This window comes from Acinetobacter colistiniresistens, assembly GCF_024582815.1.
GTDB lineage: Bacteria > Pseudomonadota > Gammaproteobacteria > Pseudomonadales > Moraxellaceae > Acinetobacter.
The window spans coordinates 1,778,634-1,803,787 of record NZ_CP102099.1 but is presented as its reverse complement, the minus strand read 5'-3'; the positions used below and the strand labels follow the sequence as shown (position 1 = coordinate 1,803,787).

Genomic DNA, 25,154 nt, shown 5'->3' with positions numbered 1-25,154 from the left:
AATTTTTATCCAACGCTTCCAATTAGAAAATAAATTGGTTGTTCTAAAGTTGAGTCTTATTGATTAAAAACGATAGTCACCCTGATGAATTGCATCATAGATTACATGATCTATAGGGGAAAAATGGAGAGCTTTGGGCAATAGCACAAACAATCTATCATTGCCCACTTTTTCAGGATTAAAAGCCTCTTGTTTTAAACTATGCTTCTGATATTTAAATGTTGCCGTCGTTTCCACATTTTGCCGAATACGAACAAAAAGTGGGACCGCATAGTTCGGCAAATTGTCTTTTAAATGGTTTAACAGCACGCTTAATTTTATCTTGTCGATAGCAGATCCGCCTGCGAGTGTAATTGCGACCATCCCTGCGCGCCCATTCGTCCCCGCGATTTCAACACCATAGACCACTGCATCTTGCACAAATGGCAAACTGCTAATGATATTTTCAACTTCTGTTGTTGAGACATTTTCACCTTTCCAGCGAAAGGTATCCCCGGTACGATCGACAAATTGCGTATGACGAAAACCAATATTCTTGACCAGATCTCCTGTATTAAAGTAACAATCACCCTGTTTAAAGACATCTGTAAGCATAGAACTCTGACTTTTACTGGCATCTGTGTAACCATCAAAAGGGGGTCTTTTAGTAATTTTACCAATCAACAGACCTGTCTCATTACGTTTAACACGAATTAAATGGCCTTGTTGATTGCGTAGCGGTTCGCCAGCCACCTCATCATATTTCACCACAGCATAAGGCATAGGTGAAAAGCCCATGGTATTATCAAAATTGAAAACATTGCTAAAACCAATGTTTCCCTCAGATGAGGCATAGAACTCCATCACCTGTTGCACACCAAAACGTTGCTTAAACTCCATCCAGATATTAGGACGTAAACCATTACCAATCATTTTAGTCAGTCGATGATTACTATCATATGCTGATGGGGGTGTCTCCAATAAATATCGGCATAACTCCCCAACATAACCAAAAGCAGTTGCCTGAAACGCAGAAATATCTTTCCAGAACGCAGAAGCCGAAAACTTACGCCGTAACGCAATGCCGGAATAACCAGCCAAAGCCGCCCCCCAACAGACCACCATCCCCGTTGCATGATAAAGCGGCAATGTAACATAAATAATATCGTCTTTATCAAGTTGCAAGGTATATCCGAAACCACCATAAGCTTTCATAAAACGGGCATGATTAAATATCGCAGCCTTTGGTAAACCTGTTGTCCCCGAAGTATAAATCAGAAATAAACCATCACTGCCACAAATACTATTGGTCGTAGCAGGGTTATGTTTTGCAGAATTTCTAATCAAACGCATCAAGTTTTGTGTATTTTCAGGTTCACAACCCACGTCAATACGAGTATCCGCATCCGCTACCCAATAGATTGCAGCCTGTGTCAATTCAATATTGTGTTGTGACTGAGCCAGTACTTCATACATTTCCTGCCCAACAATTGCTGCTCTTGGCTTAACCAGATTAATACTGTGTTCAAGTACTCGACCACTTTGTGAAGTATTAATCAGTGCAGCAACGCCCCCTATTTTGGCCAAACCCGCAACCAAAACCAATAATTCAGGCCGGTTTTCCATTAAAACAGCAACGACATCCCCTTTACGAAAACCCTGTGCCTTAAAATAGTTGGCAATCTGATTAGCCCAAGCATTAAACTCCTGATAGCTCAGTTTTACATCTTGATAAAGCACTGCCGTACCTTGAGGGTTTTTCTTGGCTGCCTTTTCTACAGCCCAGCCTAAACCAGTCTTGGACTTGGCATTGCTATTTTGAGTAATCAATAAGCCCTGCAACATTTTTGGCAGCTTCCTAGCAATAAACGGCAGCTGATAGGCAAAACGGTTTAGAGAAATGTAATTGGTCTTGCTCATGTTCTAACTCGATATTCTACAGATAGTAAAATGCCATTTGCTGAAATGACATCATTCAAAAGAAATGCATATAGATGCTGATGACGGGATTTGTTATAAACAACCATGTTCTGAATCTATGAAATTTGGCAAATCATGTGACTTCAACGATTGCCAAGGAAATCTCCCGAGTCGATGGCGTAATCGGTAAGAAACAGTTCCATGTAAATTTGTTGCAAGCCATCCGATTTGGCTTAATGGCGTTATTTTAAAAATCCAATATTGATCACGAATGGGATCAATAGGTTTTGGCATATCGATAGAAACATCAGCAGCAACGTGGCCTTCGCCATCATCGTAACCAAGTCTTACTAATATTTTCCCTGAAGAATCACATATCTGAGACTCACCAATCATTTCAGTTTGCCAGTTGACTACAGGCAGTAAAGGGGTATTGCATTGAATTTTTCCCACATGCGCAGCATGCGCCACGGGTACGCCAGTCAACCTAGCCACTTGTCCTGGTAATTGACGTTGTTGCTCGCGATACAACGCATGTTCCGCTCTCAAGAGGCGGCCTAGCGGGCCGTACCAATTCAAGGGCATTGACCACCAAAACATACCACCAAGCACCAGTTGTACCTTTTCATTGCGCACACGGGCAGCTGTCCCCATACGGGCCCACTCCCAACCAGACATAAGGCCAACTTTGCAACCTAAGCTTTGGCATTCCACGACACCATTATCTTTGCCACCAATATAAAAGTTTTGCTCCCAGGCCGTAGGAATATCCTTGTCATGCAGATGCACGACCCCATTGGGTTCAGCTAACAGATAAGTGCCATACGTATGCTTCCCCCGAATCGAGAGGAAACCACCAGCCAGAACTACACCTAGTTCTCTTGCCAAATTTCTCATCAATTGAAATGGGCGGCCATCAATTGGCTGTGGCGTGGTTCGCAAGATAGGCGAATAAACATTAGGTGAAGTAAAAGCCTCAGGAACAACGATAATCTCGGGTGCATGTTCACGATTGGCGTCGCGAATTAAAGCCTCAACTCGTTTCAGATTCGCATCAACCTCACCCAGCAATAAAGATGGCTGAATTACTGCAATTTTCGTCATGCATTTTTCTCATCTAAGCGATTATCCATAATGTGCTTACACTTACACATCCAAAACCAGTCTGTCAGAGCGTGGCAGGCTGTTACAGGTAGTAATACGTGTATCAGGGCTAGCCTTATGCTCATCGAGGTGGGTCAAGCCTTCAAGTTTGTTACATACACACGCACGACACAGTCCTCTTTCACAGCCTGAGGCAATGTGAACCCCAGCTTGCCGAGCTGCTTCTAGTAAAGTTGTACCGCCATCGACAATAATCTCTACATCACTTCGCGCAAACTGAATGACATGGTCTTTGCCATCGGTCGGGTGCTCTACACTCGGTGCGGTAAAACTTTCAGTATGAAACTGTGTTTCAGGCAAACCCAAGTCTAATAGCATGGATTTTGACGCGGCGATGAATCCTGGCGGGGCACAAACATAGACTTCACGTTGCGTGATATCTGGCACCAGTGTTGAGAGCAGTTCAGGGCTTAATTTAGCCTGCTGCATCTGTCCCCTATGTGCATCTTCCGAATTGAGCGCATCACAGATAAACTGTACGTCAAACCCTGATGCATCAGCAATTTCACGTAGTTCATGTTCAAAAATAATTGAGCTTTCATTGCGGTTGAAGTACAACAATGTCCCCCGACTATCCGGCGCCTCGCGATGTGCTTTACGCAACATACTGATGATCGGGGTAATGCCCACACCACCCGCTAAAAACAATGATTGTTGTGGCACTTCTTTCATAATAAAATCGGGTGATGATTGCGGTGTACCGACGACAATCATTGTCGAATTGGTCTTGATGTGGCCATTGATATAGTTTGAAACCCGACCATCCGCAACGCGTTTAACGGTAATTTCCAGGCTATTCCCAGCATCAATACTGTCTTTTAATAAGCTATATTGGCGAACAAGCGATTGACCATCGACCTCGACACGGACTGAAATAAATGCGCCGGCTTCCCATGTCACTTCCTCCCAACCCAAAGGCTTTTCCAGATGCACTTTCAAGGCCTGTCCCTCAGCCTGTGGATAGACCGCTACCACTTTAACTGGCACATTATAAAACAATGGTTTTTGTAAATAGGTCATGATGTCGGGTTGTTTATAGCGAGTGCCATAAGCAATGCGACGCAGCAGTTCCATCGGTTTTTTTAGAATTTTTGTCGGTTTCCCTTGTTCAAGCTCACCAGTTGGCAAAGTGAGTTTAAAAATATTTTTAATCATATAAGGAACAACCGTTTCAAACGGTGTCACGTTATAGGGCAGCCCATATTTTAAACAAAGCTGTTTAACCCGCGGTTGAATTTCACGTTGGCGATTACAGGGTAAATCGGGGAATAAATGGTGCTCCAGATGCGTATTTAAGCCACCATAAAATACCTCAAAGGGCGGTGGATTATCAAACCTCACTTCTTCCGCAAGCAGTTTTTTAAAATAATGATCCAGGTCGGCATACGGCGTAAAATTACTGGTTGCTAAAATTTGACGACGAAAATACTCCTCTTCCGACTCATCATCGCCAGGGTCACTAAATAATTCGACATTTGGGGCATGATGTTCCAGCAATAAAACTGCTGTAGTAAGAAAATAGCCCAGTACCGTACTAGCATAATTCCCTGCAAAGGTCGGCAACACTCGCTTAGGGGAAACAGAAAGCGGTTCTTTTATAAAATTTTTTAAAGCATGTTGCTTAATAAGTTTAAATGATTGGGCTAAAGTCTCTTTACTTAATACACGACGCCCTTCTGTACGCGCTGCCGATGTCCCCGTGACAAAGGTAAAATAATAACTTGGTGTTAAAGCTATCGACCAGAGTAATGGAAATTGAATAATATTATGCCCATACCAACTCTGACCAGGTTTTAAACGCAAAAATGAATAGCCTATATCATGGTCTTTACCAACAATATTAGTAAAAGGATGATGATTTTGATGGTGCATCACACGCCATTCATGCGGATCTGCAACAATCCCCCATACCCAACGTTCAGAATGGAATTCACCACAATTTGGCAAATGGTCATAACTACCATGCATAATGTTATGACCCAGTTCAGAAAATTCCAGCAAGATATGCAACGCACCCAACACAGAGCCACGCATTACAGCATTGGGTTTTCCACCTTGTTGTATCAGCTTATCACTACGCGCTTTAATCGCTTTTGAATACGCGGCAACATTTCTGATATGAGCTAAATCTTCATCGCCAACTTTTGCTTTCGTTGTATCATATAAAGCCTTTAACTCAAGGACTAAACTTTGATTTTTACTAGAGTCATCGTTGTGTGCGACCAACATCTGCAACCTTCCAATCTAACTTAACAACATGGTCAAAGATATAAAGGATTGCATCACAAAAGAATGACTTTATAATATAAAACATGACATTTCATGACATGATTATATGCAACATCACTGGGATTTTCCACGCCATATAAACGCTGTTCGTGTGCTAGTTGCCGTCGGACAATCGCATGGTTTGACCGTTGCACAATGTCTAAAAAAGAGTGATATTACTCTTGAAGATTTATCGAAAATTCATCATGAAATCAATGTTCAGCAAGAATTTCAAGTACTGCGTAACTTAATTGATTTATTAGGTTCTGAAATCCCCATAGGGGTTGAAGCTGGTTTAAGACATCACACCACCACCTTTGGGGCATGGGGGTTTGCCATTCTCAGTAGCCCAACCATCGAAGCAGCTTTACATCTCGCCTTAAGATATTTGCAGCTAAGTTCTTTTTTTTGCAAACTCGAAACCAGTAAAGTCGGGGAACATACTGTCATCACCTTTAATCATGATGACTTACCACAAGATTTGGTCTATTTTCTAGCTGAACGGGACTACACCACCATCATGTCACTGCAAAAGGATATTTTGCCGCTCTCACTTCCTGTCATGGAAATTAATGTCGCTCTCCCCACCCCTGTGTATGCAGATCGATTTGTAGAACTGACAGGGTACGCCATTAATTTTGACCAACCTCGCAGTTGCATTATTATTGAGACCAGCCTGTTAAATTTACCTCTCCCTCAAGCCGACCACTTTACCCGTACCTATTATGAAAAAGAATGTCAAAATCTTTGGATACGTAGAAGCACCATCGGCAAGTTTAGTCAAAAAATTCGCAATATCCTGTTATTAAAACCCTCACAAATGCCTAATATAGAGGAGATAGCAACACAGCTTGAAATCACCGTTCGGATGTTACAACGGCATCTAGCAAGTGAAGGCATTACCTATGAGCGCTTAGTGAGTAATATTCGTGAAGATTTAGCAGAAGATTTACTTACCACAACAGAATTAACCATTGAAGAAATTGCCGCACAGTTGGGCTATTCTGAAGCTTCTGCCTTCTCTAGAGCATTTAAACGCTGGAAGAACGTTTCACCCAAATATTTTAGAGCTAACTCATCACAACTTTAAATGAATTATTTAATTTATATTGATTAACCAAGATACTATTTAACAGTGTAGCTTCGAATGATTTGCTGTCATCATTTATGCCCCTAATGCTCTTGATCTGATGGAACTTTGCTTAAATGTTGTAAGGAATCCCAAGCCGCCTGCGCCAAGCTTTCTCTATACATTTTAGGATTGGTTACTACTTTTTCAGACAACCAAGCGCGACAATAGCTTTCTGTTGCACCAATCACCAAAGACATCATTAACTCGGTTGGTACTGATTTGAATAAACTGGCATCTGCATAATTGGAAATATAACCGGCAATCTTTTGATTCCTGAGTTTATTTTTATCATTTAAGCTTTGCCCATACTCACCCTGCCGCACATTATAATGGGCAAGTAATAAAAACTGTGCAAACTTGGGCTGATCAGAGACCCAATCCGTATAACTATAAATCAGCGCATAGAGCAGTTCTTTCAGCGATTTTGCTTGTTGTAAATATTGATCTCGCAATTGTGCCTGATCATCTAAAGCCGCAAATACCAATGCTGCAACGACCCCATCTTTATTCTTAAAATGATGATAAATCGCCCCCACACTACTGTCAGATTTTTCCCTAATCATTTCAATACTGGTGGTTTCCAAACCATGTTCAAGAAAACAAGACAATGCATCTAACAAAATTTGTCTTTTGAGCAACGATCGACGTTGTGGATATAAGCGTTCCAATAACTGCTGTGCCGTTTGCATAGTTCAATCAAATTTACCAATGGTCGGAACTATTGTGTATGACTTGACCGCAACTTGTAAACAGAATTATATTCTGTAAAAGAATTTAATTCTGTCACAGGAAATCTGAACATGGCTTCAACCTTAGAATTGTGGAATAAAGTCTCAGCCTTACCTGCAGGAAAGTGGACATTCACTCGACTGCTGTGTGTTAAAGCCCCTTATTTCAGTAGTATCTCGCCTTTGTTTGAAGAACTAAAACCCAATTCTTGTAAAATCAGCATCAAGAAAAAGCGTTCTGTGCTGAATCATATTGGTACGGTACACGCAATTGCGATGTGTAATATGGCCGAACTTGCAGGTGGCACCATGACTGAAGTCACGGTTCCCAACACACATCGTTGGATTCCGAAAGGTATGACGGTTGAATATTTAAAGAAGGCCGAATCTGATCTGGTTGCGATCGCCACCCCTGTTGATGACCATTACGATTGGGACAAAGCTGGAGAATACTTGGTGAATGTTGATGTCCTTAATCAGCACAATGAAAAAGTTTTCCATGCCACCATTACCATGTGGATTTCCAAAAAGAAGAAATAAAAAAAGCCCTGAAGCAAATACATGCAGGGCTTTTTAAGGCTTTATGGTTTACTTTTTAAAAGGTAATGCGTATTTAAAAATACGCCCAACCACTTCACTAAACTGCTTCACAAAGCTGGCATTGTTATAATGCAGACCATATTTTTCACACACGGCTTGCACTTTGGGAGCAACTTGGCGATAGCGACGTGCAGGAATATCTGGGAATAGATGATGTTCAATCTGATGACTCAAATGCCCAGTTAGGATATGGAAAGCTTCTGATCCCGTAAGATTAGATGAGCCACGGATCTGACGCATATACCAATGTCCGCGGCTTTCATCTTTTAAAATCGACTTCGGAAAAACCTCAACATCCTTGGTAAAATGGCCACAGAAAATAATACTGAATGTCCAAACATTACGAATCCCATTCGCCACCAAGTTACCTGCAAATACAGGGAGTGCTGCTGGGCCTGCAATCAATGGGAAAAATACATAGTCCTTAAACACTTGTTTCATGATTTTCTTTTGTGCAGGCTGCCATTCACGTTTAAATTCAGCCATGCTTTTACGCTTATACAGCACTTTACCCAATTCAAGGTTTTGAATTGCGACGCCCCACTGGAATAACAGACTAAAAGGCACAATATAAATAGGCTGAATTAAGGTAAATTTCGACCAACGCTGTTCTGGGAATAAACGAAATACACCATAACCAACATCGTCATCCATGCCTTTCACATTGGTATAGGTATGATGTTTATAATTATGGGTTTGGCGCCAGTTATCTGACGTTCCAACCGTATCCCATTCATAGGTTTGACCGTTAAACTTCGGATCATTCATCCAGTCATATTGACCATGCATGACATTATGACCCAACTCCATGTTTTCCATGATTTTGGCAAAGCCTAATAACCCAGTACCTAACAACCATGCTGGTGGAAACCATCCTAAGAACAGGCAAGCACGTCCAGCCAAACTGCTATAGCGAATGGTAGAATAAACACGGCGGATATATCGAGCGTCTTTTTCACCCAAATCATCCAGTACCTCTTGTTTGATTTGATCCAATTCACGAGCAAAAGCATCTAGTTCTGCAGTCGTTAAATCCCGATTTTTTGGATTTTTAAAAAATTCATTTTTAACAAGCATGTTCATAATCAATGACTCTCTTATAGATCAATCACAAGATCAGACTGGGCTGAATTGACACAAATTTTTAATAACTGCGTTGGTTCATTATTGGCAGCTCCATTCAACAAGTTCTTGGTTGCCCCCTGCACCTTATTACATGCACATTTATTACAAATGCCCATCCGACAACCATGATCCGGCTTGATCCCTTGATGTTCCAAGCTTGTAAGAATCGACTGCCCTTTAGGAATGGCAATGGTTTTATTGGATTGCGTCAACGTAACATTAATAAAGCCAGTCTCGGATTGCTCTTGCTCAAATTGGCTTAAGCTAAATGCTTCTGTGTGCAGTGCGGCAGCATTCTGAAACAGACTTTCTGCTGTTGCAGCAAAACCTGAAGGACCACAGGCATACACGGTGGTTTCATTTAAAGATGTCAATTGATCAACATGACTCTGATTTAAACGTGAGTCTTGCTCTTGGGTATAAAAAATTTGAGCGCTAAATTTTGAAAAATTTTCTGACACTTCTTTCAGATATTCAGCATAGGCCGCATCTGCATGAGTTTTTACCCAATACATCAATTGGACCGTCGTAGTATTCAATTGTTTTGACTGACATAAAGCTTCAATCAAACTCAACATGGGCGTGATACCACTTCCTGCAGCCAGCAATAATAAGTGAGGGGTTACAACAGATTGCTGCATCTCGCCGTAGGGATGCCCTAAGCGTAAAATGTCACCTGCTTGGCTTTGCTCAACCAACCATGAACTCACCAAACCTTGATCCACTTTTTTCACGGTTAGACAAAGATGATCTGCATCGACTTGCATCATGCTATAAGTCCGTTCGTAATGACGCCCTGCGATATCCACAGTCACAGGATGATGCTGCCCTGCAACCCCACGAACGACATGTCGGTTGCATTGCAACATTAGACTGACCGTATCTTTTGCCACAATTTGTTTTTCTACGATTTTGGCAAGAGGCTGATTAATGGACCACAATGGATTGATTTTCTGTAACCAAAAATTGGCGTCATGGCTATTCATGACACTTTGAGCCAACGAATTAAATAGAGAATTTCTCTTTTCAATTGCTTGCATGAGCAGTTTTACTCTGGTTGTTTGCTAATTATTATACATATGTATATATATTTGTATATACACTCGTATAAGAATTTACATTTCACAAGTCCACAGACAATCGTTATAATCCCGAGTAGCTTACTTATATATTGAAAACAATGGTTCATTCTTCTTTTTTACCGCTCGGCAATGACAACGTAAATGAACAAGATGTCATTCCCATGAAATCTCCTGTGCGCTCTGTAGGTAGAAAAGCAACCATTACCAAAGAAGAGCTGTTTCAGGCCACACTGAATCTGATCGGCCCACAAAAAAGTATTGCCTCTCTCAGCTTACGTGAAATTGCACGTGAAGCTGGTATTGCACCCAATAGTTTTTATCGCCATTTCAAGGACATTGATGAACTGGCTATTGCCTTGATTGATCAATCTGGCTTGGTGCTGCGCAGAATTATTCGTGAAGCTCGCTTGCAGGCTTCAAAGCAACACAGCGTTATCCGCAGCTCGGTAGAAGTGTTTATTCAACAATTGAATACCGATGAAGGCAACCTGAGTTTGTTATTACGCGAAGGCTATACGGGCTCAACCTCATATAAAGCAGCGGTTGATCGGCAACTCAATTTCTTTCAGCAAGAGCTTCAAGAAGACCTAATCCGTTTAGAACAAATGAACAACAGTAAAATCAGTCATGCCGATCTTGTCGCTAAGGCCATTACTCAATTGGTGTTCAATATGGGGGCAAAAGTGCTGGATTTGCCTGTTGAACAGCGTACCGAAGTGGCTGAGCAGACCATGGTGATGATCCGTATGATTCTAGAAGGCGCACGTCATATTGATAAAATGGAAATTGATTAAGCTCAATTATCGGCTTAAACTCTCCGAATGTAATCAAAATCATACTTTTGTCCTTTAGCATAACAACAACTCAAATCAGGCATATAGATCATGAATCTACTTAATGACCGTCAAAGTATCATCGCCAGTTTTATTCTGATGTCTTTATTTTTAATGATGGTCATTCCTTTACATCTGTTACCGAGTTTTTTTGCTGGTTTTCTGGTCTTTGAAATTATTAATAGCTTAAGTTCAATTGTTGAGAAGCATATTGATGGACAACGGGCACGAATCTTTATCAGTATTATCTTAGGCGTAGCCACTATCGTTTTGCTTGGTTTCTTTATTACCAGCCTGATTAGTTTTGTGATCTATGATCTAAAAGGAACCGGGCTTAATTCATTTAACTTTAAAATTGATCAAACACTGATTAAGTTTCAGACCGAGATGAGCCAGTATTTACCAGGTTATCTACCGCATAGTGTTGCCGATATCAAGAACCAGATTTTATCCTTTATCAAAAATAATATTTCGATTGTCAAAAATACAGGCACAGATATTCTGCACAACCTTGCGACCATGGTCATTGGCCTGATTGTCGGTATTTTGGTATCGATTCAGAATTTTAAACAACATGCGCCACAACCTGCATTTAAAGCTGCAATTTTGCATCGCATTCAAAAGCTCTCAATTTCATTTAAGAATGTGGTATTTGCCCAAGTAAAGATCTCCCTGATCAATACTGGTCTGTTTATCATTTTCGTTTTTATCGTTTTACCGATTTTTAATATCCACTTGCCTTTTGCGAAGACGCTGACCATTCTGACTTTTATTTTTGGCTTACTGCCTATTATTGGTAACCTGATCTCAAATACCTTGATCATCATGGCAGGCTTAACCATTTCGCTGTCTGTGGCAGCCATCGCTCTTGCCTATCTGGTGATTATTCACAAGCTTGAATACTTCATCAATGCCAAGATTATTGGTACTAAAATTAATGCCAGTGCATGGGAAGTGTTATTGGCAATGCTGATTTTTGAATCCATTTTTGGATTAAGTGGTTTAATCGTTGCCCCTATTTTCTATGCTTATATCAAATTGGAATGCAAAGATGCGGGGCTGATCTAAGCAATGCTCAACATGCAAAAAGACCCTTTTTCGAATGCAATGATCCATGAATCTGAATTAAAACAGCTATTATCAAAAAGAGAATAGATGATAAGCAAACTTACAAAAGCCTAGACAACAAAAACACTCAAGTGCACATTCAAGCGATAAGCTAGTGATGTAATGAATGGTTTTTATTCACAATGTTTCATCACATTAGAATTGAATGAGGTAACTATGAATTCTTCAACAGCAAAAGCTTTAAAAGTATATACACGTAATAATTTAGATGACTCGATCAAAGAGTCCACCATAAAAATCTTAAATCAAATCCTTGCCAACTTAATTGATCTTTCCTTGCTAACCAAACAAGCACATTGGAATATGCGGGGGAGCAACTTTATTGCAGTGCATGAAATGTTAGATATGTTTAGAACATCACTCATCACTCACTTGGACAATGTCGCCGAACGTGCCGTACAGATCGGTGGGACCGCACTGGGCACAACGCAATCGGTTGCTAAAAGTTCACATCTCAAAGCTTATCCCGTCACGATTCATGCCGTACAGGATCATTTAAAAGAACTGGCTGATCGCTATGGCGTGGTCGCCAATCATTTACGTGACACGATTGACGAAATTCAAGATCCCATTTCCGAAGATATTATTCATGCAGCACTCGAGGATCTGGATCAATATTTATGGTTCTTGGAAGCCAATATTGATCACTAAAAAGTATTGAAAATAAAAAAGAGGACTGTAATGGTCCTCTTTTTTTATTGCGTCGCCTCAAGTTAAGGTTTAACAACAACCAAAACTTGAATTGCTTCTGGCGTCACAGAAAGACCATCTAGGAGACCTAGGCCCTCTTTCTGGAATTTCTGTAAACGCTCAATTTCATCTTGACGAATACTTGGATTAAATTGCTTGAGATAGCTTAAACGATCAATTTCATACTGCCATTTACCGCTGTAATGCTCTTTGGCTTGCTGCATTAACTCTGGTAATGATCCTTTTGCAATCTCTAAAGCTTGTGCATAACGTGACTCAATCACTTCACGGCGTGCTTTCACCACTTGGCGACAGCTATTGCCATCAAGATGATGCAGATATGGACGTAAAATGCTTGGATCGATCTTGGCAGACAAGTCCTGACCATTTTCACTGAGTAATACACGAATCAATTGTTTCGGTAAACTTGATGGCAGGTTCAATGCTTTTGGTGCCACCACATCAACTTTGAACCACACTTCAAGCAATACCGAACCCTGTTTCAACGCATTGGATTTCAGCAAAGCCACATTGGTACAACCGAATGATTGTGTACGGATCATTTCCATCACACTTTCAATAAACGGATGTTCCAAAGTCAAATATTGCGCATCTTCACGGATCTGTGCCTGATCACGATAGAAGGTTGCTGTCATACCTTCTTCGTCCAAAGTGAGACCTTGAACCTGCATTTGATCCGTTGGCTTGATGATCACTGTACCGTTGCTCTGCTCATCAAAGTCAATATTGGTGGATGACATGAAACGCTTCACAAACATTGGCAGAGTGGTATTGTCATCATAATCTTCAAGCGCTTGGACAATCCCCTGCGCCACGATTGGACGACAAGAGTTATACTCGAGCAAACGGTCACGACCTGCCTGTAGTTCTGCTTCCAAGGCTTGACGTTGTACATTGACTTCTTCCAGTAAATCTTCAAAAGTCTGGCCTTGATCTGCCAATAAACAATCCTTCAATTCAACAATGAAGTTCTCTTGTAACGTTTGTGCAGTTGGAGAAATATTGCTGAAAATATTGAGCGCTTCGTTATACCAGCGGAACATACGCTCCTGTGCTGTACCCATCAGATAGGGCACATGAATTTGAATCCGGTTTTCCTGACCAATACGATCCAGACGACCAATACGCTGCTCCAATACATCCGGGTTTGCAGGCAGGTCAAATAAGATCAAATCACTGGCAAACTGGAAGTTACGACCTTCCGAACCAATTTCCGAACAGAGGAGAATCTGAGCGCCATAGCTATCTTCAGCAAAGTAGGCTGCCGCTTGGTCACGTTCCAATAAGCTCATGCCTTCATGGAACATCGCGGTACGAATACCCGCATGTAAACGCAGTACATTTTCAAGTGCTTCAACTACAGGGCCGCTACGCGCGATCAACAACACTTTTTTGTGTTTTAACTCTTTACGTAGCACTTCCATTAACCACGGCACACGCGGATCATTTTCCATCCATGCACCGTCGAGCTGACCTTCTTCTGGCCACATTTGCTCACGCATTTTGCCATCAAATGACCAGTCTTCTGGTGCTGGCAAAGGCGCTGGCTGGCAATCACGACCAGGGAAGCCTTGAATCGCTTCACGGGTGTTACGAAACAAGATACGACCTGTGCCGTGACGGTCTAATAATTCGTGAATCGCACGCATACGCTGTTCAGGCTGATCATCAATACGATGACCCAATAAGCCATCCAATGCAGCAAGATGCTCTTCTGTTAATGCTTGATCTGACATCAACACTTCCGCGATTTTTGCAGTATGTTGATATTGTTCTTCTTCATCAAGGAAGCGATCGAGACTACTGAAACGTTGCGGATCAAGCAAACGAAGACGGGCAAAATGGCTTTCAACCCCTAACTGTTCCGGCGTTGCCGTGAGCAGTAGTACGCCTGCGGTCTGTTCTGCCAGTTCTTCAACAAGGTCATAGCGATCATTACCGCCCTCTTCCTCACTCCACATCAAGTGGTGCGCTTCATCCACAACCAGCAAATCAAAACCAGCTTCCATGGCTTGCTCACGCAAGTCATCATGGTCAACCATCAGGTCGACACTGGCAATAATGCATTGTTCAGTCAGGAATGGATTCAGATCAGGATCATGTTCTTTGATCGAAGCAGTGCGGGTTAAATCGAATAGCGAGAATTGCAAATTGAAACGGCGACGCATTTCAATCATCCACTGATACTGCAGTGAATCAGGCACTAAAATCAGGATACGTTCTGAACGTCCTGTTTTCAGTTGTTGGTGGATAATCAAACCTGCTTCAATGGTTTTGCCTAGGCCCACTTCATCCGCTAACAAGACACGTGGTGCAAAACGCTTACCGACTTCATGTGCGATATAAAGCTGATGTGGAATCAAGCCCACACGTGCACCGAGAAAACCACGTAAAGGGCTGGTATGCATTTGTGCTTGCAACAACATCGCTTCAATACGCAGGTCATACCATTCTTTATAATCGACTTGGCTGGCCAACAGACGTTCTAAAGGTTTTGACAGTTGGATTTGTGCACCGATACGGGTTTCGTTCAGTGACTTGCGCTCTTGTTTGCCATCTTCCAATGTACGAACCACATCATAACGAAGTACGCCATGACGATCTTCAATCGACTCAACAATCCACTTAAGGCCTTCTTGGTCTTGGACTTCATCGTTTACATTAAAGATGATGCGAGATAAAGGCGCATTGTTGCGTGCATAGACGCGAGTTTCATCACTTTTAGGGAATAAAATGCTGATAGAACGTTCATCTACATCAATAAGAACCCCTAAACCGAGTTCAGTTTCAGTATCTGATAACCAACGTTGACCAATAGCAAACTGCTGCAATTTTTCCACCTTTATCTCAAGTTAGCCTACACATTTTATGCCCTGACCCAAATAAAAGTTAAGGCATTTTATGTAGTTTTCAACGATGTATTTTGACACAAAGCGCAATCAAATAGCGTGCATCACATCGTGTTTCATAAAAAAGTTTTTAGACTAAAACGGTACAGGACAATCGAATGTCAATTGTGCACCTGTTTTAGGATGAGCGAAGCTTAATTGCGTTGCATGTAAGCACAAACGCGCATAAAGCTGCTGCTGTTCGGGTGTGGCATATAAGGTATCACCCAGAATCGGATGACCTAAATATTGCATATGCACACGAAGCTGATGCGAACGCCCTGTAATCGGAATCAGTTGAACTCGAGTTACAGTTTGTCCTTGAATTTCTAAATGTTCGATCGCTTGCCATTCTGTTAATGCAGGTTTGTGATAAGAGGCATCCACAATATGTAAGGGTGGACGGCTTGGATCATAAATTACAGGAATATCGACGGTGCCCTGACCTTCTAAATGCCCAGCAACCAAAGCTTGATAAATTTTGGAAGTCTGACGATCCTGAAACTGACGTGAAATCGTGCTCTGTCCAAATTTGGATAGGCCAAAGACCAAGATACCTGAAGTGTCACGATCTAGACGATGAATCAGTAAGGTTTTGGGTTCTAGTTCTAATAGACGATTGATTAAACAATCTTGTAAATCTGGCGTTTTCCCTGGCACAGTGAGTAAGCCTGCAGGTTTATGGATGACCATAAAATCTTCATCACGATGAATCAAATGTTCACTTAGAAAATCACTCAAGGTAGCCTTCCAACGACTGGATGAAAACAAGCGGGCAATCATAAAAAGCTTAGCGCTGAATTACAATGCATGACACGTATTTTTACTAATTTTTTTCGTGTTTCTCTCGATATTTCATCCAGAATCGAATTTAAATGATGATTTAGGTTTGTTGCTCTAAAAATTGTTGAATTGCATACTGGGCAATTTCTGCATCTTGAAAAGATTGTACTCCCGAAATCCCTACAGCACCGACCAGCTGTGCTTGATACACAATTGGCTCTCCGCCTTCTAGCATGCCTTTTGCCGCATTAATCGTTAAAAAGCCAACTTTTCCATCACGGATCATATCTTCTGATACCTTGGTTGCTCTACGGCTGACCGCAGCAGATTTGGCTTTTTCTTGACAAATCTCTGTTGAGAGTACCGACGCACCATCCATGCGCTTCATCATTAACAAGGTTCCACCGTCGTCCACAACTGCAATGCTGACATTAAAGCTATGCGCTGTTGCATATTGCAAGGCTGCATCAACCAGAATTTCCACATCAGCGGACGTTAAATAATGTTTAGTTTTCATGTTTTACTCCATTCCTATGCGTTTCTTATAAAAAGCTTTTAGATGTGATACAACTGCAATCTACAGCCTACGCAAGCCCAAAGCACAGCCTAAGACCAGCGCAAATATAGTTTATTATTCAAGCATTATTTTAGCTGGCGGTACAATAAAGATTATTTATCTTTTTTGTTCATCGCTAAGGTTTATCCTATAAACAGGTAGCAAATCAGTACGGTTGCGTTAAGGCCAATCCTTATTTTTTTAATACCTTAAGCTTTCTATTCATTTCAGATTAAAGATATATCCATTAAAAAAGCCCGAATAAATCGGGCTTATGTATGTATCGCAGCGTTATTTCATTTCAGCAAAGGTTTCTTTTGCTGCCTGAATGGTCTCTGCAATATCCTGATCAGAATGCATTGATGAAATAAAACCAGCTTCAAATGCTGATGGTGCAAGATAGACGCCACGCTTTAACATGCCGTGGAAGAATTTCTTGAATGCTTCAACATCACAAGCCAACATTGAATCAAAGCTGGTGATATCTTCTTGATCGGTAAAATACAAACCAAACATACCGCCAACTTGCTGGGTTTTAAATGGAATCCCCGCTTCGTCTGCCGCAGCCTGTAAACCTGCCAGTAATTTGGCTAACTGTGCTGAAAGCTTGTCATAAAACTCAGGTTCACGAAGATGCTTGAACATCGCAATGCCTGCACGCATGGCCAATGGGTTACCCGACAAAGTTCCTGCTTGGTAAACACCCCCTAATGGTGCAATGCATTCCATGATTTCACGTTTACCGCCGAAAGCACCGACCGGTAAACCCGCACCAATAATTTTACCCAAAGTGGTTAAATCTGGTTTCACGTTATAGACCGATTGCGCACCGCCCAAAGCGACGCGGAAACCCGTCATCACTTCATCAATAATGAAGACTGATTTGTATTCATCACACACATCACGAATCGCCTGCAAGAAACCATCGATTGGTGTCACCAAGTTCATGTTACCTGCAACAGGCTCAATGATCACACCTGCAATCTCATGACCAAACTTGCTAAAGCATTCTTTCAGCGCTTCGATATTATTATATGGCAGCGTTAAGGTATGTTTGGCAAAATCAGCAGGCACCCCTTTTGACGTTGGCTCACCTTCGCCTAAAGTCAGTAAACCTGAACCTGCTTTTACCAATAGTGAATCGGAATGACCGTGATAACAGCCTTCAAATTTCACAATTTTGTCACGGCCAGTATAGCCACGTGCCAGACGAATCGCGGTCATGGTTGCTTCTGTACCTGAACTGGTCATACGCACCAACTCAATGGATGGCATAATGTCACAGATCGTATCTGCCAGCGTCGTTTCGTGCACAGTTGGCGCACCAAAACTTAAACCATCTTCCGCCGCAGTTTGTACTGCTTGAATAATATCTGGATGTGCGTGACCCAAAATCATTGGGCCCCATGAACCGACATAGTCTACGTAGCGTTTGCCATCAACATCCCACAAATACGCCCCTTTTGCCTTTTCGATAAAGACTGGCGTACCGCCAACACCGTTAAATGCACGTACAGGTGAGTTAACCCCACCTGGAATATGTTTATTTGCTTGTTTAAATAGCTGTTCTTGCTTTGGAGATAAGCTCATAAAAGACTCAACCTAGAATCGAGGACGAGGAACGTTGTCGTTCCGAGAAACAATAAAGGTTCCGCGAAGCGGATACATATAATTAGTCAAATAACTTTGCCCATGCATCTACACGAGCAGGAATTTCGGCTGTTGATCGGCCTAATATATCACTAATTACTGCACAAAGGCTCGCACCAGCCTCAATCACCACTTGAGAATTTTCAACGGTCAACCCGCCAATCGCACAAATCGGTACAGCAAACTTTTGTTTCGCCTGCTGAATGACTTCGATGCCTACATTACCCGCTTCTGGTTTGGTTGAGGTGGCATAGACCGCACCAAATGCCACATAAGTCGCCCCATCCGCAATTGCCTTTTCAGCCAGTTCTAATGAGTTTAGACAAGTCCGCCCAATAATCACACCTGATGGCAAACGTGTAGCCGCATCGCTAATTTCACCATCGGACTGTCCAAGATGCACACCTAAACCAAATTGTTCAGCCAGTGCCAAATCATCATTAATCACAAATGGGACTTGATGCTTTTCACAAAGTGCTTTGATCTGTTCGACTTCACTTGGCTGATCAGCTTTTGCTACTTTTTTACGACGATATTGCAGAATCGCAATCTGTCCTGTTGCTAGAGCCACATCTAATTTTTCTAATAATAGTTGGATTGGATCATCATTGGTAATGAGGTATAGACCGCGCATAAATCACTCAGTTAGAACACTTTTCAATTGATACTGTAAAGAATATTGATGTCATAAGCTATATTGATTGTGCATAGAAGCTCTGATTGCTACCAAGATCAATAAAGCACTTTAAATTTTGCTATTGGTGAAACTACAGTACAGTTCGATCTATATTACATTTCATCGGATAGTTGTCTAAACCAGTTATTTTTTATTTTTGCTCATTTTCGTGCTCATGAAGCTATTATAAAATAACTGAAATCATTTGATTTCTTGCCGTGGTTTTAGATGGATCTAATCAAGCAAAGAGCAGTCATGAAAGTCTTGGAAAAAGTTCAAGATATTGATGACTGGGTCATGTTTTTGGAACATCTGAATCATGCTTTTAATATACAATTGTCTCAGCTTCTAGCAGTTGATCTGCAAGTCCAAGCACTGTCTTTTAGTGTGCATCATGGTCTGAATATTGATGCAGACTATCTCAATCAAGTGGCTTTGACCAATATACGCCTAGAAATTGACGATGACCCACGTTTAAAAAAATCAATCTCAGCCCCATTTCAGGGCTGGATGCATGATTCACAACATTTTACAGAACAAGAAATTAATCAAACACAAGTCTATCAGCAGGTCTTACAACCACTGAATATACAATTTGGTTCTGCAATCCAACTCATTTATGATCAAAAAATTTGTGTGATCTTGGCACTCCTGACCAGCCCGCATCGTGGGGCGTTGAGCAGTTCAGAATTACAGCCTGTTTATGACATGCTACCGATGTTACAACAAAAAATTCAGCAGCATCGTCATCATTTTGAATATTCAACGCGTACTCTATTAGGCTCTCAGCTGATCCAAAAAATTAAACAACCAATTGCAATCATCAATTTGAATGGAACTGTTTTAGAGTTAAATGATGAAGCAAAACAATTATGTGAAAATAATCCTCACCTACATTTTTATCAACGAAGATTTTCTTTTAATGAGCATTACCAAAGTCTGTTTAGTCAGCATTTATATGAGTTAGAGCACAATTATAATCATTATCAAACATTGGATTATGCACAACGGACTAAAACACTGGTACTTGATCGTGATTTATTTTTAACCCTAGATTTACTCATTCCTGAAAAAGCACATAAGATTTTTGGTTTACGTCCTGTCGTATTAGCGAACTTTTCTTGTTTGAAACACAAGGCTAAATATCAAAGAGAACTATACACACAGATTTTCCTCTTTACACCTGTAGAAAATAAAATCTGTGAACAGTTGTTGGACTCCAAAACATTAAAAGAGATTTCGCATACTTTCAACATTCAACTGGATACTGTCCGAAAACATTTACAGTCTATTTTCACTAAGACCAAAACACATCGACAAAGTGAATTGGTACAGCTATTAATGAAGTTTTTGTAGTCACTTTAAAATTTAAGATACAAGGTTTATTATAAGCAAAGCCACAAATTAAGTGGCTAAGAAGGAATCATTGATAAATCACGGAATCGTTAATATGAATTACATCCTCCTTTATCAGACACAGGTACAGATGGGAAAACACATGCATTATAAAAATATTGATCTGTTTTTGAAACTGTATCTAGAGTACTCTCACCTGCACGCAAGGTAATATATGTTCCACCTAATCCATTAATAGTATAAGAAATATTAATAATATCTGAGCAGCTATTGCGGAATACATATTTATCATTACCCTGATCAACCAGCCTTATACACTGAGTTGCACTAATACCTTGTTTTCCGCCACTCATTCCTGAATTACTGCCAGATGTACTACCTGTTCCTCCATCAGGGCAATGCCATGTATATTGACTTCCCGAATTTGAGAAAGTCATTCGACCGCCAGTACTACAATTTAAAACAGCAATTTTACTGCCATTTGAAGCCGTTGCCTGCACAACACTACCAATCACTTTACCATCAACAATCAAATTCGCATTATTGTTCACTATCGCATTTCTAAGCTCTATACCATTTTGAATATCTACAAGCATACGATTTGAAGAGTAAACTGCAAAGCTCCGATTATTCCCATCTTTAATCGTTGAGCCATTCGCATTTCCATTCCAATTTACATAACTCTCATCATTAGAATTTTCCTCAGAGCTGCCTGTACTTCCTGAACTTCCATTTGGACAATTCCATGTATACTGATTACCTGATATTGTAAAAGTCATCTGTCCACCAGTTTTACAATTAAAAACTGTAATTTGGCCTCCATTTGTCGCCGTTGTATATCCAACATTTCCTACAACTTTGCCATCAATCACTAAATCTGCATTATTATTTTTTAGTACTTGTGTCCCATTTAAACGTGTATTTCTTTGAAGATCAACTACAATACCGTCCGAAACTTGAACAGCAAAACTCTGATTACTACCATCTTTAACAATTGTTCCATTCACACTGTTATCCCAACTAATAAAATTATTATGATCAGAACTAGTAGCATCTGTTGATCCTGAAATAATGATAGGCACAGCACCATTAATAGAAACATTTAAATCTTTTGCAAAATACCTTTCATCAGAATCAGCATCTTTACAAACAGCATTTAAATTAACATGATTTAAAGGTTTTATTAAAATAGATCCATCCTTGTTTTTAGAAATAGACTCAACTAGACTACAATTTTGTGTTTTTTGAGAATTACTGGCTGAAATAAATAAAACACCAGGATTGCTATTTAATAGTGATGAACCAAGACACTCACTTGTAATCCCCCCTTTTTCAAAACAAGATAAGTATTTTTCTGGAGAATAATTTCCCGCACTGCCTAACAGTTGAAAATTCCCAAATGGTGAATTCCATTCCCCAATAATTCCACCATCAGGTTTAACCGATAAAGTAATCGTTGATTTATAAGTTTTCCCAATATTACTTTGCATCTCAAAGGTATAGTAAAGTTGAGTATTTTGGTAAATCGATTCTAACTCAGTTTTATTAGGAACCTGACCTGTTGTTGACTTTTCACTATCACTTCCCCCTCCACACCCAGCAAGTAATAAACTACCGATTAAGACACAGAATATTGAATACTTCATGATGCTCTCCTCACTAAACGCATAGTTATAATATTAGAGAGTTTTATGTTTACGTCTATTCCATAAATGAGGAATAGACTCTGTAAAATATAAAAAGCTGCACATAGGAATCAATGTACAGCTATAAATTTATTCACCAACATTAAAATAAATCTTATTAAAAATTTTAAACCACATCAAGGATAAAACCTTACTTTATTAAAGTATTAATAAATCTAAAATCTCGATCATTTATCTAAAAATTACGTATTTCAACATAACAAAAGAAATTAATAATCTAACAGTTCTTCCCATGCAATTTGTTTATCAAAACGCTGATCACCAATAGATGTATATTGGGCTTTTTGATTTACACCTAGTGCTCTGATAGTAATGATATTTTCACTTTGATTTAAGTCTGTAATCGTTAATGTTCCTGTATAGGGGTTTCCAATTAAATCATCTTTTTCATTTTTTTGAATATTGAATGGTGTCATGAAATTATCAAAAGCCATATTAAAATCCCCGCCTTCTCGACCTGTAGATTTTAATTTTGAACTTACTTGTAACTGTACATGAGTTGCATCACTCGGTGTCCAAACCAGTTGATAATCTTTAATCGTATAGTTAATTGGAATTAGTTTTTTAGCTGAATTGAGCTCTTGTGCATCAAGTATCAGTTGTGACGAAGTAATTTTTACGCTTGCTGGATTCTCTAAAATTTGTAAACTGCCATTAATCTTTTGTGTTTCACCACTTGGGTAAGTTAGAGTGAGATTCTTAAATGTATAGCTATCATTTTCAGTCGTAACTTGCCCTGACACTTTAACATTGGCTTCCTCGTAGATGCCTTCACAGCCATTAAAGGTAAAACTACTTTCCGCATGCGTCATTGTTCCTGTTTTACATTGCCGACCATCAAGCACCTCGTCAGTCCCCGAAATTAAAGTATGAACCAAACCTGACTGTAATGCCTCACGTAATGCAATACCGCTCATTTCATTAACTAGTTCCGTCGTTACAGCAGGTTTAGTACTTGGTTGCTCTGAACTACCATTGTTTTTGGATGAGCTACTCGAATCATTATTATAATTATCTGAACCACCGCAACCCACTAATAACAAACTGCCAATGAAAAGGCTAAATACTGAATATCTCATTTTTCTTTCCCTACTAAAAATGACAACCTCTTTAGTGTTAAAGAAAATGATTACTTCGTCTATTCCATGAATGAGGTATAAAACCTACTTTTAAGCGTTTAAATTATAACGCGGAATATTTAATAGTAATTTAACTAGTTCTGCTTGGCGACTTGTCGACGTTTTCTTATAAATAGATTGTAATTGTTTACGGATCGTATCTAAGTGAACTTGATGCTTCGTTGCGATTTCTTTGGGTAGGTCACCTTCTAAGAGTAACAAAGCCACCCTAGCTTCCGCTGGCGATAAATTAAATGCTGCATGGAGTAAATGAGCATCTACAGTAGATGAGTGGCTTGGGTGATAGAAGGTCAACATCACAGAAGGCCTGATTCCAAAAGCTTTCATTTCTTGTTCTGAAACTAGTAACGTTGCGAAAATATAAAGAATTTCGTTGTTTTGATCTATTATTTTTATACAGCCATCGTCCAATATTTGCTCAGACAATAATTGTCTCGACTTAAACAAATATTCAATATGTTGTAGGTTATCCATCAATTGAGATTGGTAAGGTTCTGGCAAGATAAGCCGATTATCCTCAATCTCGAGTATCTTGCTTTTACTAAATAAGTGCTTAGCAGCCAAATTAGAATGAGATACCTGCCCAGCTAAATTTAATAGCATAATTGGTTGAGAAAGTTTATCAATCAATGCATATCCCATAATTGCTTTACTAGAAAACTCGTAGATATGTCTTTGAATGGCCACAACTCGTTTTAGATGCACAATGAGTTGATCTAAAAACTCTAAATCCTCTTTGTTTAATGGTTGCCTTTCGAGTGAAGTAAATACGCCCAACAATACACACAACTTATCATCTAAAATAAGTTCATGCGCTGCGGTATAACGTACCTGTATTGGTAATAAAATATTTTGATAAAGGGCTGATTGAGCAACAAACTCATCAGAAACGGTGTAGTGGCATTGATACCAACCAGTACGATCTGGCCTTAGAAACTCCCCCCAGCGTGGATCATCTGCAACCGAATAATGCAGATATTTAACCTCTGTACTTGCAATCTCCTCTTCTTTAATCACGCCAACACTATAACTAAACGAAAAAGCCTGTTTTTGGAAATCTAGTGCAAGAATATGTACCAAAGATAAACCTAGAACTCGGTTAAGACGTGTAGCAAATTGATTCCATCCTTCTGTGCTTAAAGGAATTTTATAAATAAGCTCAACCAGCTCATCATAGTACATATCATAGCAATTCATAGGCACGACAAAAAAAGGTGGTATATCATTCAATATAGCAAAAAATATTTGTCGTGATATGTACTAGTAGCTTCTATCAGATAAAAGAAGTACTCACTGACAACATTTTCCTATTACAGTCTGTTTTATAAATGGCGTATACCGCCATGAACTGTTTTATCTAAAGATTCCTTTGCAAAATCTATTTCTAAATGGCGTATGCCGCCATGAACCAACAAAATTCGTTCAATGTAAAAATCCGTCAGTTTCTAAATGGCGTATGCCGCCATGAACTTTGCGGTGCTACTGCAACAGGTTTTACGTGTTTTCTAAATAGCGTATGCCGCCATGAACTTGCTCATTCTCCGCAATATAATTTAAGGCTTTTTCTAAATGGCGTATGCCGCCATGAACAAGCCAGAGCTGCATTTTATGATTCTGCTGTTTTTCTAAATGGCGTATGCCGCCATGAACCACATCCAACTTAATGAACTTTTGCGCATACATTTCTAAATGGCGTATGCCGCCATGAACCGCCTCTATTGTTTGCTTCT

The 25,154-nt window shown here is 40.1% G+C and carries 20 protein-coding genes and 1 CRISPR repeat array (1 of these 21 only partly in view); of the genes, 6 read left to right on the top strand and 14 right to left on the bottom strand.

Annotated features, from left to right (window positions below):
- Nucleotides 1–63: 63 nt before the first annotated feature.
- The 3 genes from NQU59_RS08570 to NQU59_RS08560 all read right to left on the bottom strand — a co-directional run bounded on the left by NQU59_RS08570 (nt 64) and on the right by NQU59_RS08560 (nt 5,292).
- The gene (locus NQU59_RS08570) at nt 64–1,899 is read right to left on the bottom strand and encodes a long-chain-acyl-CoA synthetase (RefSeq protein WP_257065916.1); all 1,836 of its coding nucleotides are present in this window, start codon (nt 1,897–1,899) and stop codon (nt 64–66) included.
- A gap of 93 nt (nt 1,900–1,992) precedes the next feature.
- Entirely contained in the window at nt 1,993–3,003 is a 1,011-nt protein-coding gene (locus tag NQU59_RS08565) for a carbon-nitrogen hydrolase family protein (protein ID WP_257065915.1), read from the bottom strand.
- Between the two features lie 42 nt (nt 3,004–3,045).
- Nucleotides 3,046–5,292, bottom strand: a complete 2,247-nt coding sequence (locus NQU59_RS08560) for a fatty acid desaturase (RefSeq protein ID WP_257065913.1) — start codon at nt 5,290–5,292, stop codon at nt 3,046–3,048.
- Between the two features lie 106 nt (nt 5,293–5,398).
- Here NQU59_RS08560 and NQU59_RS08555 point away from each other — a divergent pair, with 106 nt between their 5' ends.
- Nucleotides 5,399–6,421, top strand: a complete 1,023-nt coding sequence (locus NQU59_RS08555; RefSeq protein WP_257065911.1) for an AraC family transcriptional regulator — start codon at nt 5,399–5,401, stop codon at nt 6,419–6,421.
- Between the two features lie 83 nt (nt 6,422–6,504).
- Here the strand turns inward: NQU59_RS08555 and NQU59_RS08550 are convergent, their stop codons facing one another.
- Nucleotides 6,505–7,152: a TetR/AcrR family transcriptional regulator gene (locus NQU59_RS08550; protein WP_005243356.1), complete on the bottom strand. Its 648-nt coding sequence runs from the start codon at nt 7,150–7,152 to the stop codon at nt 6,505–6,507.
- A 111-nt stretch (nt 7,153–7,263) separates the two neighbouring features.
- Here NQU59_RS08550 and NQU59_RS08545 point away from each other — a divergent pair, with 111 nt between their 5' ends.
- Nucleotides 7,264–7,731, top strand: a complete 468-nt coding sequence (locus NQU59_RS08545; RefSeq protein ID WP_257065909.1) for a hotdog fold domain-containing protein — start codon at nt 7,264–7,266, stop codon at nt 7,729–7,731.
- A 48-nt stretch (nt 7,732–7,779) separates the two neighbouring features.
- On the opposite strand, the gene NQU59_RS08540 is transcribed toward NQU59_RS08545, so the two are convergent.
- Together NQU59_RS08540 and NQU59_RS08535 are read right to left on the bottom strand one after the other, a co-directional pair.
- A complete protein-coding gene (locus NQU59_RS08540) occupies nt 7,780–8,874 on the bottom strand; it encodes a fatty acid desaturase family protein (protein ID WP_005243364.1) in 1,095 nt (364 codons plus the stop codon).
- Nucleotides 8,875–8,888: 14 nt separating this feature from the next.
- A complete protein-coding gene (locus NQU59_RS08535; protein WP_257065906.1) occupies nt 8,889–9,956 on the bottom strand; it encodes a ferredoxin reductase in 1,068 nt (355 codons plus the stop codon).
- A 140-nt stretch (nt 9,957–10,096) separates the two neighbouring features.
- Here NQU59_RS08535 and fabR point away from each other — a divergent pair, with 140 nt between their 5' ends.
- From fabR to dps, 3 genes are all read left to right on the top strand, one after another.
- Entirely contained in the window at nt 10,097–10,792 is a 696-nt protein-coding gene (fabR, locus tag NQU59_RS08530) for an HTH-type transcriptional repressor FabR (RefSeq protein ID WP_005243368.1), read from the top strand.
- 90 nt (nt 10,793–10,882) lie between these two features.
- Entirely contained in the window at nt 10,883–11,899 is a 1,017-nt protein-coding gene (locus NQU59_RS08525; RefSeq protein ID WP_005243370.1) for an AI-2E family transporter, read from the top strand.
- 216 nt (nt 11,900–12,115) lie between these two features.
- Nucleotides 12,116–12,610: a DNA starvation/stationary phase protection protein Dps gene (gene dps, locus NQU59_RS08520; protein WP_257065902.1), complete on the top strand. Its 495-nt coding sequence runs from the start codon at nt 12,116–12,118 to the stop codon at nt 12,608–12,610.
- A gap of 62 nt (nt 12,611–12,672) precedes the next feature.
- Here dps and rapA read toward each other — a convergent pair whose 3' ends face one another.
- The 5 genes from rapA to thiE all read right to left on the bottom strand — a co-directional run bounded on the left by rapA (nt 12,673) and on the right by thiE (nt 19,181).
- Nucleotides 12,673–15,510, bottom strand: a complete 2,838-nt coding sequence (gene rapA, locus NQU59_RS08515) for an RNA polymerase-associated protein RapA (protein ID WP_257065900.1) — start codon at nt 15,508–15,510, stop codon at nt 12,673–12,675.
- Between the two features lie 144 nt (nt 15,511–15,654).
- On the bottom strand, nt 15,655–16,299 hold the full coding sequence (locus NQU59_RS08510) for an RluA family pseudouridine synthase (RefSeq protein ID WP_010590054.1): 645 nt from the start codon (nt 16,297–16,299) through the stop codon (nt 15,655–15,657).
- A 142-nt stretch (nt 16,300–16,441) separates the two neighbouring features.
- A complete protein-coding gene (locus NQU59_RS08505) occupies nt 16,442–16,858 on the bottom strand; it encodes a GlcG/HbpS family heme-binding protein (protein WP_257065897.1) in 417 nt (138 codons plus the stop codon).
- A 330-nt stretch (nt 16,859–17,188) separates the two neighbouring features.
- Nucleotides 17,189–18,487, bottom strand: a complete 1,299-nt coding sequence (gene hemL, locus NQU59_RS08500) for a glutamate-1-semialdehyde 2,1-aminomutase (protein ID WP_005243386.1) — start codon at nt 18,485–18,487, stop codon at nt 17,189–17,191.
- 82 nt (nt 18,488–18,569) lie between these two features.
- Entirely contained in the window at nt 18,570–19,181 is a 612-nt protein-coding gene (gene thiE / locus NQU59_RS08495; protein ID WP_257065896.1) for a thiamine phosphate synthase, read from the bottom strand.
- Nucleotides 19,182–19,451: 270 nt separating this feature from the next.
- Here thiE and NQU59_RS08490 point away from each other — a divergent pair, with 270 nt between their 5' ends.
- A complete protein-coding gene (locus tag NQU59_RS08490) occupies nt 19,452–20,579 on the top strand; it encodes a helix-turn-helix transcriptional regulator (RefSeq protein ID WP_257065895.1) in 1,128 nt (375 codons plus the stop codon).
- Nucleotides 20,580–20,668: 89 nt separating this feature from the next.
- Here NQU59_RS08490 and NQU59_RS08485 read toward each other — a convergent pair whose 3' ends face one another.
- From NQU59_RS08485 to NQU59_RS08475, 3 genes are all read right to left on the bottom strand, one after another.
- Nucleotides 20,669–22,225: a hypothetical protein gene (locus tag NQU59_RS08485; RefSeq protein ID WP_257065893.1), complete on the bottom strand. Its 1,557-nt coding sequence runs from the start codon at nt 22,223–22,225 to the stop codon at nt 20,669–20,671.
- Between the two features lie 269 nt (nt 22,226–22,494).
- The gene (locus tag NQU59_RS08480) at nt 22,495–23,364 is read right to left on the bottom strand and encodes a hypothetical protein (protein ID WP_257065891.1); all 870 of its coding nucleotides are present in this window, start codon (nt 23,362–23,364) and stop codon (nt 22,495–22,497) included.
- A gap of 90 nt (nt 23,365–23,454) precedes the next feature.
- Nucleotides 23,455–24,621, bottom strand: a complete 1,167-nt coding sequence (locus NQU59_RS08475; protein ID WP_257065889.1) for a helix-turn-helix transcriptional regulator — start codon at nt 24,619–24,621, stop codon at nt 23,455–23,457.
- Nucleotides 24,622–24,745: 124 nt separating this feature from the next.
- Nucleotides 24,746–25,154: a CRISPR direct-repeat array (repeat unit 28 nt; unit sequence TTTCTAAATGGCGTATGCCGCCATGAAC); it runs 1,180 nt beyond the window's last position.